At 67.8% G+C, this 10,099-nt stretch carries 12 protein-coding genes; 4 read left to right on the top strand and 8 right to left on the bottom strand.

The window, feature by feature from the left end:
* A partial coding sequence (locus AC2VOG_RS05390; protein ID WP_486938885.1) for a TetR/AcrR family transcriptional regulator occupies positions 1–1,225 on the bottom strand: 1,225 nt, incomplete at its 3' end.
* 202 nt (positions 1,226–1,427) lie between these two features.
* Here AC2VOG_RS05390 and AC2VOG_RS05385 point away from each other — a divergent pair.
* The 3 genes from AC2VOG_RS05385 to AC2VOG_RS05375 are packed head-to-tail and all read left to right on the top strand — an operon-like array spanning position 1,428 to position 3,149.
* On the top strand, positions 1,428–1,775 hold the full coding sequence (locus tag AC2VOG_RS05385; RefSeq protein WP_486938884.1) for a hypothetical protein: 348 nt from the start codon (positions 1,428–1,430) through the stop codon (positions 1,773–1,775).
* A gap of 55 nt (positions 1,776–1,830) precedes the next feature.
* Positions 1,831–2,265: a MarR family winged helix-turn-helix transcriptional regulator gene (locus tag AC2VOG_RS05380; RefSeq protein ID WP_486938883.1), complete on the top strand. Its 435-nt coding sequence runs from the start codon at positions 1,831–1,833 to the stop codon at positions 2,263–2,265.
* Positions 2,266–2,279: 14 nt separating this feature from the next.
* A complete protein-coding gene (locus AC2VOG_RS05375; protein WP_486938882.1) occupies positions 2,280–3,149 on the top strand; it encodes an LLM class F420-dependent oxidoreductase in 870 nt (289 codons plus the stop codon).
* Between the two features lie 39 nt (positions 3,150–3,188).
* On the opposite strand, the gene AC2VOG_RS05370 is transcribed toward AC2VOG_RS05375, so the two are convergent.
* From AC2VOG_RS05370 to thiO, 6 genes are all read right to left on the bottom strand, one after another.
* On the bottom strand, positions 3,189–4,676 hold the full coding sequence (locus AC2VOG_RS05370; RefSeq protein ID WP_486938881.1) for a M28 family metallopeptidase: 1,488 nt from the start codon (positions 4,674–4,676) through the stop codon (positions 3,189–3,191).
* Positions 4,677–4,687: 11 nt separating this feature from the next.
* Complete coding sequence (locus AC2VOG_RS05365; protein ID WP_486938880.1) at positions 4,688–5,638, bottom strand: anti-sigma factor RsbA family regulatory protein; 951 nt, start codon at positions 5,636–5,638, stop codon at positions 4,688–4,690.
* A 91-nt stretch (positions 5,639–5,729) separates the two neighbouring features.
* Complete coding sequence (locus tag AC2VOG_RS05360) at positions 5,730–6,485, bottom strand: SGNH/GDSL hydrolase family protein (RefSeq protein ID WP_486938879.1); 756 nt, start codon at positions 6,483–6,485, stop codon at positions 5,730–5,732.
* Between the two features lie 10 nt (positions 6,486–6,495).
* Positions 6,496–7,245 (bottom strand): thiazole synthase, encoded by a 750-nt coding sequence (gene thiG, locus AC2VOG_RS05355; RefSeq protein WP_486938888.1) that lies wholly within the window; start codon positions 7,243–7,245, stop codon positions 6,496–6,498.
* A 64-nt stretch (positions 7,246–7,309) separates the two neighbouring features.
* Positions 7,310–7,507 (bottom strand): sulfur carrier protein ThiS, encoded by a 198-nt coding sequence (thiS, locus tag AC2VOG_RS05350; protein ID WP_486938887.1) that lies wholly within the window; start codon positions 7,505–7,507, stop codon positions 7,310–7,312.
* Positions 7,508–7,566: 59 nt separating this feature from the next.
* Positions 7,567–8,580, bottom strand: coding sequence for a glycine oxidase ThiO (gene thiO / locus AC2VOG_RS05345; protein WP_486938878.1), 1,014 nt, complete (start codon positions 8,578–8,580; stop codon positions 7,567–7,569).
* Between the two features lie 206 nt (positions 8,581–8,786).
* Between thiO and thiE the strand changes: the two genes are divergently transcribed.
* Positions 8,787–9,446 (top strand): thiamine phosphate synthase, encoded by a 660-nt coding sequence (thiE, locus tag AC2VOG_RS05340; RefSeq protein ID WP_486938886.1) that lies wholly within the window; start codon positions 8,787–8,789, stop codon positions 9,444–9,446.
* Here the strand turns inward: thiE and AC2VOG_RS05335 are convergent.
* Positions 9,418–10,041 carry an NUDIX hydrolase gene (locus tag AC2VOG_RS05335; protein WP_486938877.1) on the bottom strand — a complete coding sequence of 208 codons (624 nt, stop codon included), beginning with the start codon at positions 10,039–10,041 and terminating at the stop codon, positions 9,418–9,420. The two genes, thiE and AC2VOG_RS05335, sit on opposite strands and share 29 nt — an antisense overlap.
* Between the last annotated feature and the right edge of the window lie 58 nt (positions 10,042–10,099).

Genomic DNA, 10,099 nt, shown 5'->3' with positions numbered 1-10,099 from the left:
CACGGTCACTCCCAAACAGCGTAGCTTCCATCAGTTTTCGCACACAGGCCTGCGGATAGGCGGAATTGTCGGCGGCCTCTTCGTAGCGCACCCGCCGGCCGACGTCGACCACCAGGGCCATCGCCGCGTGGACCAGAATTCGCGCCCGGGTCTCGGTCAGCGCAGGACGCGCCGCTGCGAGCAGCCGCATCCAGGCGTCGATCGTCGAGCGCTGCACCCCGCGCAGCAACTCCTGATCCACCTGCGTCAGGTTCACCCGCTCGGTGTAGTAGATCGCAGCCAGGTCCGGGTTGGCGAACGATGTTGCGACGTAGGCCTCGATCAGCAGCCTGAGCATGTCTCCGGGCTCGGTGAACCCCGCCAGGATTGCCGACAGCCGGCCCGACAGCCGATCGGCCGCGCGGCGTAGACCCGTCGCCAAAATGTCGCATTTGCCCGGGAAGTACCGGTAGATACCCGACACCGGAATCCCCACGGCAGCGGCGATCTCGGCCATGCTGGTCTCGGGATAGCCCTTGGCGTTGAACAACACCATCGCCGACTGCAGCAACGCTTCATACACCCCGGCGTCGGCGTCGAAGATCCGCCACGAAGCGGGCCGGCCGAGGTCGTCCTGCGGCGCGGGAAGGTCGGCGCCGATCACGGCCGACGCTGCCGCGCGCAACAGCGCACGGATCTCGTCGGTGGGCAACTGAACGCGGTGATCGACGGCGCTCCCGATCACACTGAGCATCCCGACCGCGAGCATCCACCGCTGCGGGGACGTCAAGCCGGGCCGCACTGCCATGAGCGGGCGCTGAATTCGGCGTCTGACCAACCGGAGTTGGTCGCCCAGCGCCGCTTGGTCTTCGCCGTGCAGATAGCGGGCCTGCCACCGGTACAAGCCACCCGATTCGCGGTTGGCCAAAGTCACGTCGACCACCGCGTCGATCAGTCGATCCAGCGTGTCACTCGGGTCGCCGTCATCGGCATCCGCGAAATCGGTGCAGTCGACCAGTTGCCGACCGAGCGCTAGGACCGCATCGCGGAACAGGTCGTACTTGCTCGCATGGTGGCGGTAGAGCGCCGGCGCAGAGATTCCGACCTTGGCCGCGATCGCCTCCATGCTGACGGCGTGATACCCCTGCGCACTGAACGCCCTGGCGGCGGCTCGGGCGATCTGGGCCTTGCGGTCTTTCGGACGACGACGTACGACGGCGGCGCCCCGGCCTCGCGCTGTCGTCACCGCATCACCCTAACCTTCGGGTGACCCGCCAAAAACCTACCGCAGAGTCAGAATGGCCATTAACATAGTTGGAATTCGGTGCACCTGCACGACCGTAAAGTCGCTGCTGTCATAGGTAAAACGCGACGTGGAGACGATTTGGCGGCGGCGACCGTGACACCGCGGATTCACATCTTTCGACCCTTGACTCGAAAGGAGCGCCGTGAGCAAACGTCAGGCAATGCTCGCAGTATTGGGGACCGCGTTGATGGTCGCCGGCTTGTCGTCGCTGTGGTTACCGGTGTATCTGGGCCAGTACGACCGGTGGGGCATGCAGATCAGTTGCGGCCGAGGCTTCAGCCCAAGCGTTCCCCCGCCGGCCGAGGCTTACGGCGCCGATTATGCGGGCCAGTGCGGGTCCGCGCTGCTGCTGCGTCGACTCTGGGCGATCCCGGCCGCGGTCGTCGGATTCGTCATCATGATGCTCACCGCGGCCATCTGGGTCCGCAGGGCGCCGGACAATCCTGAAGAGAGCACCCGGTTCTGGGAAATTCGCGGCGACGCGACCTGACATTTTAAACAACTAAAACTGTACAGCTGTAACTGTTTAATGTACGGTGGGTTGAGTGGACGGAATCAGCGAATCGGCGGTATCGGCCGCGCGTGATCTACGCGTGCTGTACAGCCGGTTGCGGCGTCGACTCAAGAACGTCGCCACCGGTGAGGGCCTGACGCCGTCGCAGACCGCGGTGCTCATGCGACTGTGGAAGGACGGCGCATCCTCGACCAGCGCGTTGGCCACCGCCGAGCACGTGCGGCCGCAATCGATGGCCAGCATCGTGGCCGCATTGGATCAGCATGGCCTGATCCGGCGCACACCTGACCCCGATGATGGCCGGCGGCAGGCGATTACGCTGACCACCGCCGGACGTCGGCGCGCCGAAAGCGATGGTCAGGTCCGCGAGGAATGGCTGGCCCGTGCCATGCAGGAGCGCTACTCGGAGCGGGAGCGTCGCGTCATCAACAACGCGTTGTCGCTGCTTGAGCGCTTGACCGACTGACGAAGGGAGCTACCGTGGAATTGGGCATACACTTCATCGATTTCCTGCCGGGCGACGCGGCCGCGCTGACGCCGAGCCTGTCCTCGACCGCCACCGCCGCCGAGAACATCGGCGCGGCGCTGTTCACCCTGGCAGACCACTTCTTCCAGATGGAAGCCGTTGGGCGAGCTGAAGATCCGTTCCTGGAGGGCTACACGTCGCTGGGTTACCTGGCGGGCCGCACGACCACAATCGAACTGGCGTTGCTGGTGACCGGGGTGACCTACCGGCATCCGGGATTGCTGGCCAAGACCGTGACCACCCTCGATGTGCTCTCCGGAGGCCGGTCGATGTTCGGCATCGGTGCGGCCTGGTACGAGCGTGAGCACTTGGCCCTGGGCGTTCCGTACCCGCCGGTCAGCGTACGCTTCGAGATGCTGGAAGAGACGCTGCAGATCTGTCGGCAGATGTGGAGCGACAACGACGGACCTTACGAGGGTAAGCATTATCGCTTGGCCGAAACCCTCTGTGCGCCACAGCCGATTCGGCGCCCGCCGGTGCTGATCGGAGGCGGCGGCGAGAAGAAGACACTGCGGCTGGTCGCGCAGTACGCCGATATCTGGAACTCCACCGATTCCGACATCGACATCCTCGCGCACAAGCTCGACGTGTTGACACGTCATTGCGAGGCCGTGGGACGCGACGTCGGCGACATCCGTAAAACGGTTGGCTTCTTCGAGGATCCGTTCTCCGATGTCGATGGCTATCTGCGGAAACTCGAACAGCTGGCCAGGCTTGGTGTCGACATGATCAACACCGGGCCGGTGCCGGGCTCACCTGATCCCGCTGGCTTTGTGAAGCGCTTCGGTGACGAGGTGATGCCGAGGATGTCCGAAATCGGTTGAGCGGCTTGCCCAATGTCGGCCACGCCAGTGCCGGCGTCGCTAATTCTTGGTCAGCCGGTGGCGGGTCCGGTCCGCGCGAACCGGAACGCCGTTGCGCCCGGAGAGGTCTTGGGCGTAAAAGCCGGTCACATAGGCGACTCCGCCGCCGTTGATACCCAACTCGGCTCGGTCGATGTGTTCCAGCGTGTCCGTGCTCTGGTGATAGTTGGGATCGAATGGTTGGCCCGCGGGGCCACCCCACAGTTTGGCCTCATCTTCGGACTTCTTGTTCTCCGCGCCCGAGAACAGCCCACCCGCCGGGACCCCCGCCTGGGTGAAGCCGTCGTAGTCGGAGCGGCCGTCGAACGACGTGTCCTGCGGGGTCTTACCGGCCGAGTTGAGGTAGGCGGCCAACTCCCGCTCGATGCCGGCGGACCCCTCGGGCACCACTGGGCTGCCTCGCTTGTCAGCCGGAAGCGACTGATCGCCGTCGTAGGTGAAGTAGCCCGGGTTCGGCGACGCGAGCATGTCGAAGTTCAGATACAGCGCAATGTCTTTCAGTGCGTTCAGATCTAGCGACTCGACGTACTTGCGAGACCCGACCAGGCCGAGTTCTTCGGCGCCCCAGAAGCCGAATCGCACCGCGTTGTGGATGGCCGGCGACGGGCCCAATTGCAGCGCGGTCTCGAGCACCGCGGCGACACCGGATCCGTCGTCGTTGATACCGGGTCCTTCCGGGACGCTGTCGAGGTGCGCTCCGGCCATCACCACATCGCTGGCCGAGCCGGTCTTGGTCTGCGCGACCACGTTGCGCGCCGAGATGGTCTTGGTGTCCGCGGACAGGTGAACCGTCGCGGGCCCGACACTCGAACGAAGCAGCGCCCCATCCGATTTGGTGACTCCGACGACCGGGATCTTGACGCTGTTGGCCTCCCCCAACGTGCCAGCGATATGGTCTTCGGCCACGTTGTCCGCAACAACCATCGCCAACGCGCCGCGCTGGGCCGCGGCACCGGCCTTCTGCGCGAACGGGCACGTGCCGCGATCCACCAGCACGACGGCGCCGTTGACCGGCAGGTGGTCGTAGTCGCCGGCGGCACAGCCCGGACTGCCGTCGGCCGGGACGGCGACCAGAGGACCCGTCACCCCCGCCGCTGGGGTGCCGACGCTGTACTCCAGTGCCTGCGCGCCGAACTTCTTGTCGCCGACGGTCACATCGCCGGGGTCGGCGTGAAATACGTGCGCGTCGAACGGCATGGTCTGGACATCGAACCCCTTGTCCCGCAGCTTGCCCACGACGTAGTCCACGCTGGCGTCGTAGCCCGGAGTCCCGACCGCGCGAGTGTTGTTGTTGGCGTTGGCGATGTCCTGCAACTTCGTCAGGTGGGCCATCATCGCGTCGGTGGTCACCCGCCCGCGCAGTGCGGCGGCGAAATCCGGGCCCGAACTCCGGTTCAGCGCATCGGGGTGGCCGGCGGCCGCGCACCCGCCGGTTACCAGCATGAGAGTCGCCACCGCGACAAGTATTGGTGTTGATTTGGTAGCCATCGCGCCCCAGGCTAGCCGCACCCGGCCTGTTCTGCGGGATCGTCGCGCAGCAGATACGCGTGGATGGTGGTGCCGGCGGCTGTCGCGTGGGTGCGTAGCAGGTCGGCGATCGCGTTCACAACGAACAGCCCGTAGTGCCCCACACCACCGGCTACGGTCGGGTGTCGACGGCCCGCGAGCGGGTCCGTCCAGCGGCTCATGTCGCGGGTCTCGCAGACCACGAACCCGCTTTCGACCCAGAACGCCAGGCGGCACGGGCCGCCAGCCTGGTCGAGGCTGTTGGTGGCCAGTTCGGTCGCCAGGAGCAGCAGGTCGGCGATCCGGTCCGCCGTCATACCGACCAGCCGCCCGTAACGTTCCGCGCATCGGCGGGCGCCGGCCAGGTCCATCGCGCGCGCGACGGTGAACGTCACCGCGGCGGGGTTGGTTGCCAGCGGCTGGTTGCATTTGTCGAGGGCAGAGTTGATGGCGTAGTCGGGGCAGCGTCGCCGCGAGCCGCCCTGCCAGAGCTGCGGATGGGTGAGGCGGACATCAGCCAATACACTCGCGTCCAAACCCGATACGTCGTAAGGGCATAACCCTGTGACCGGCGAACCTGAGAACGCGATGTTGCTGAGCGCCTCGTGTTGCATGCAGGCCAGGTATTCCGACTCCGTCCGGCCCGCCCACGCCGACTCGGCGATTACCCGCACGGGCTGATCTGAATGCGCGTCGATGAAGGCATGCTGGCCCGCGATGATGCGTCCGGGATTACGGCCGAAATCGGTGATGTCGGCCATCGTCACCTCGTCCGCGGCGGCTCCCAGTGCGCTGCGAAGTGCGGACAGCTTCTCCCCCGGGACCGCGAGCATGACGGGCTCATGTCGGTCGAGCCCGTCCTCGATGAAATGCACCAGCGAATCGATGTATTCGCGCTCCGATTCATACAGAAGCGCCGAATGGTCGAATCTGCGACTGGGCACGTGGGCTTTCGGTGTCATGTCGAGCGGTAATTCCCTCGGCAGTGTCTAGTGCATGGTCGCAGGTTGGGTTACCCAAGTGCCGAAAACCTAATCAGGCTAACCTAATCTGCTGCACGATCAAGTCTGCGGCAGCACGCATGCCTGCGGCATTGGGGTGAAAAGGCGCGGGACGCCAGGGCAACGGCCAACCCGCACCGACCGTCCAGGGATCCGCCGACCAGGCGTGGTGCCCGCGGCTGGCCTGGCCCGCACGCACCACCTCGCATCCGGTGGCCTGCGCGGCCGCCGCGGTGGCCTCCTCCAATCGCTCGGCGACCAACCGGCCCAAATCGGCATGCTCGGCCGGCAGCGGCCCGGCAGCGATACCGGACGGCGGTAGCAGCGTCAGATAGTCGACGAACATCACCCGGGCCCGCGGCGCACGCCGGCGCACCTCGGTTCCGACGGCGCACAACGCGTCGTCGATCCCGTCGAGTGCCTTTTCGCGCGCCTCGCGATCGAGCAAGTTGCGGATGGTCGGCAGCTTTCGCGCCAGGGCCGGTAGCGCAGCGCCCATCAACAGCGGCACATACCCGACGTCGTTCCCGCCGATGGTGACGGTGACGAATTCCTCGGTGCCGTCCAGCGCCTCGATCTGCGGCGGGGCATGACGCTGCCGTTCGGCGAGCACGTTGGCCGTGGTGGCCCCCGAGAAGGTGACGTCGACGAGGTCGAGGCTCAGCCTTTCGGCGACCAGGTGGGCGTAGTTGCGCGCCGAGCGTCCCGATCCGAACGGCGCACCCGGGGCGGACGGCGCAATACCGGGACCGGCCGCCATCGAACTGCCCAGCGCCACATAGCGCCTCACCCGCTGACGCTCAATTTCCCCGGGCGGGACTCGAAGCCTGCGCCCAGAACCTTTTGGGGATGCGGCCGGCACGCCGGGCGAGGTATCCCGCGGTGACGGCGGACGCCATCGCGGCGGCCATCGCGGGCGGATCGGCGGCACGGGTCACCGCGGTGGCCAGTAGCACTGCGTCGCAGCCTAATTCCATCGCGAGCGCAGCGTCGCTGGCGGTCCCGATACCCGCGTCGAGCACGACGGGGACGCCGGATTGCGCGACGATCATCTCGATGTTGTGTGGGTTGGCGATGCCCAGGCCGGTGCCGATCGGCGAGCCGAGCGGCATCACCGCCACGCACCCGGTGTCCTCGAGCCGCTTGGCCAGTACCGGGTCGTCGTTGGTGTAGGGCAGCACGACAAAGCCATCGTCGACCAATTGTTCTGCGGCCCGGACTAATTCGATAGCATCGGGCAGCAGTGTGCGCTCGTCGGCGATCACTTCCAACTTGACCCATTCGGTGCCGAGCGCCTCGCGGGCGAGTTGCGCCGTGAGCACCGCTTCGGCCGCGCTGCGACAGCCCGCGGTGTTGGGCAGCGGCGTGATCCCCAGCCGGCTCAGCAGATCGAGCATGCCGGTGCCGCCCTCGGCGTCGACGCGACGCATCGCGACGGTGGTCAGTTCGGTGCCGGAGGCGATCAGAGCCTCTTCGAGGACGGCCAGGTTGGCCGCTCCCCCGGTGCCCATGATCAGCCGGGAAGCGAAGCTACGCCCGGCGATGGTCAGTTTCTGGTGCCCCCCGCGACGATGCGGGTCGCCACAATCCGGTGCGGTGTGGGCACAGTCACATTCAGCCACCCTGCACCGCCGTGACGATCTCGAGCTGCGCCCCCTCGGACAGGGTGGTGGCCCAGCGCGATCGCGGCAGCACCGCATGGTCGACCGCGACCGCGACGCCGCGGTCCGGGAAGCCCAGCGACTGCAGCAGCGCCGCGACCGTGGTCTGCTCGTCGACCTCGACTTGCGCGGCGTTCACCTTGATGATCATGCGCCGCTCCTCCTGCCCGTTTCGATCGCACTGCCGGTCTATCGTCACCGGCGGGAGGATCATGAGTGCGCTCCCACCGGAATCAGTTCGGAAACAATCTGTTCAGCAGTCCACGGCGCCAGCAGGAAACCGGAGCGGCCGTGGCCGGCGGCGACCCATGTCCGCGCGTCCAAGCGTTCCACCAACGGCAGGTTGTCCGGCGTCATCGGGCGCAGACCGGCGATGCACTCGGCGAACTCGTACTCCCCGAGTGCCGGCAGCACCGCGCACGCGTCGTCGAGCAGGTCGCGCACGCCGGACACCGTGGGTGCGGTGTCGTGGCCGTGCTCGTACTGGGTGGCGCCGACCACCACACCGTCGACGCGCGGCACCACGTACACCTGACGTCCGTGCACGCGGGCCCGGATTACCCGCTGCGGCAAGGGCATACACCCCTTACGCCAGCGCAATCGCAGCACCTCGCCCTTCACCGGCCGAATCGGCAGACCCGGCCACAACGCCGGGGCATCGATCCCGTTGGCGATCACGACCGCATCGGCCCGCACGGCTTCCAGGTCGGCCACCGGCCCGCCCCACTCGACGCCGAGTCGCTCGCACGCCGCCGACAGCGCATCCAGCAGACCGCGATTGTCCACCGCAAGCTCGGTCGGGGCCCGGAAGCCATGCCGAATACCTTGCGCCAGCATCGGTTCCACGTCGCGGACCGCGGAATCCCAGACCACCGGATGCCCCTGCGCAGACAGCCAGTCGGCGACCGTGCGCAGATCGGCGACGTCGGCGCGGTCGACGGCGACCACCAGCGACTCGTGCGCCGTGATCACCTGCGCGGGCAGGCCGTCGGCGAATCCGTCCCGCCACAGCCGCAGCGATTCCAGCCCCAGTTCCAGCAGCCGCTCCTCGCCGGGCCAGCCCTCGCTGTGGGGGGCCAGCATTCCGGCGGCCGCCCACGAGGCCCCAGGTTTGCCGGAGCGATGCACCCGCACCGACCAGCCCGCCTGTGCCGCGCGGCGCGCCACGGACAGCCCGATGACGCCGCCGCCGATGACGGCCAGCGATCCCGAGCCCGGTGGCATGTTCGCTCCCTTCGCCGGCATGATCCGGATCAGGTTTGACGGTAAGGGCCGGCGTGCCCATTCTCAGCCCCCGTATAAAAGCCCGGCTCCTCTTCAGGCCTTCGGCCTGCATTGTCGCCGGGCGTCGCGGGACTCCCGTGTCGACTCCACACGGTAGTCGCTAGCGTCGCGGTGTGCATCAACCACGTGGCCCCGCGGCTCCACCACTGGCAAGGCTGGCCAGCGCTCGGCTGTACCTCTGCACCGACGCCCGCCGCGAGCGCGGCGACCTGGCCGAATTCGCCGACGCCGCGCTGGCCGGCGGGGTCGACATCATCCAGCTGCGCGACAAGGGGTCGCCCGGCGAGCAGCGGCTGGGTCCGCTGGAGGCGCGCGACGAGTTGGCAGCACTGGAGGTGCTCGGCGACGCCGCGCGCCGCCATGGTGCCCTGCTGGCCGTCAACGACCGCGCCGACATCGCCCGTGCCGCCGGAGCCGCTGTCCTGCACCTGGGCCAAGACGATCTGCCGCTACCGGTGGCACGCGACATCATCGGGCCCGCTCCGGTGATCGGCCGGTCAACCCACGATGCCGCGCAGGTCACAGCCGCGGTCGCCGAGGCCGTCGACTATTTCTGCGTCGGGCCGTGCTGGCCGACGCCCACCAAACCCGGCCGCCCGGCGCCGGGGCTGTCATTGGTCCGCTTCACCGCCGGGCTGGCCTGCGACAAGCCGTGGTTCGCCATCGGTGGCATCGATGCGGCGCGGCTGCCGCAGGTGCTGGAAGCGGGGGGACGGCGGATCGTCGTCGTCCGCGCGATCACCGCGGCGCAGGATCCGCGGGCTGCAGCGCAGGAGCTCAGTTCGGCACTCGCAGCAGCGAGCTGATCCGGGAGCTGAGCCGCGACGGCTCCTGATCGGGATGGCCCGCCATGCACCACACGAACATCCCCGCGTCGATTTCGATCGTGCACGGAAGACTGGCCCGCAGCTCATCGTCGTGGCCCAGCGGCACGACCTCGGTCGCGGTTCGCAGCCGCTGCCAGCTGGCCGCGAAACCCGGGTGCAGTGGCAGCACGTCCACCTCGTCCTCGCCGACCCAGCGCATCTCGGCGCTCTCGACGTTGGCCACCGTCGGCAACTGCTCGGGGGCATCGGCGACGACGGTGGTGTAGGTCCAGTCGGTCCCGCTCGCCACCGCGGTGACCACGCTCGCCCGCACCGAGACGAACCGGCCGATCAGCCCGGCTTCTTCGTGCGCTTCCCGAACGGCGGCCTCTTCGGCGCTCTCGTGGCTGTCGCGGGCACCGCCCGGCAGACCCCAGGTACCGCCCTGATGGCTCCACGGCGCCCGGTGCTGCAGCAACACCGCTGGTGAGCCGTCCGATCTCGGCGCCCGCAGCAGCAGACCGGCGGCGCCGAACCGACCCCAATGTGGGCTGCCGGTGTCAGACACCACCCATCCGTCACCGTCGCCGCGCACGCGTCAAGGATAAGCAGCACGCCGGAATGACGCGCCCTATGTCGCAGACCGGTAACGA

The sequence above is a fragment of the Mycobacterium sp. TH-M11 genome, from assembly GCF_057473725.1.
This window is presented reverse-complemented; position numbering and strand designations above follow the sequence as displayed.

Bases quoted from the DNA above. Each gene is read 5' to 3' on its own strand.
- thiS (WP_486938887.1), bottom strand. From the start codon at position 7,507: ATGATCATCAAGGTGAACGCCGCGCAAGTCGAGGTCGACGAGCAGACC.
- AC2VOG_RS05370 (WP_486938881.1), bottom strand. From the start codon at position 4,676: ATGGCTACCAAATCAACACCAATACTTGTCGCGGTGGCGACTCTCATG.
- thiO (WP_486938878.1), bottom strand. From the start codon at position 8,580: ATGCCACCGGGCTCGGGATCGCTGGCCGTCATCGGCGGCGGCGTCATC.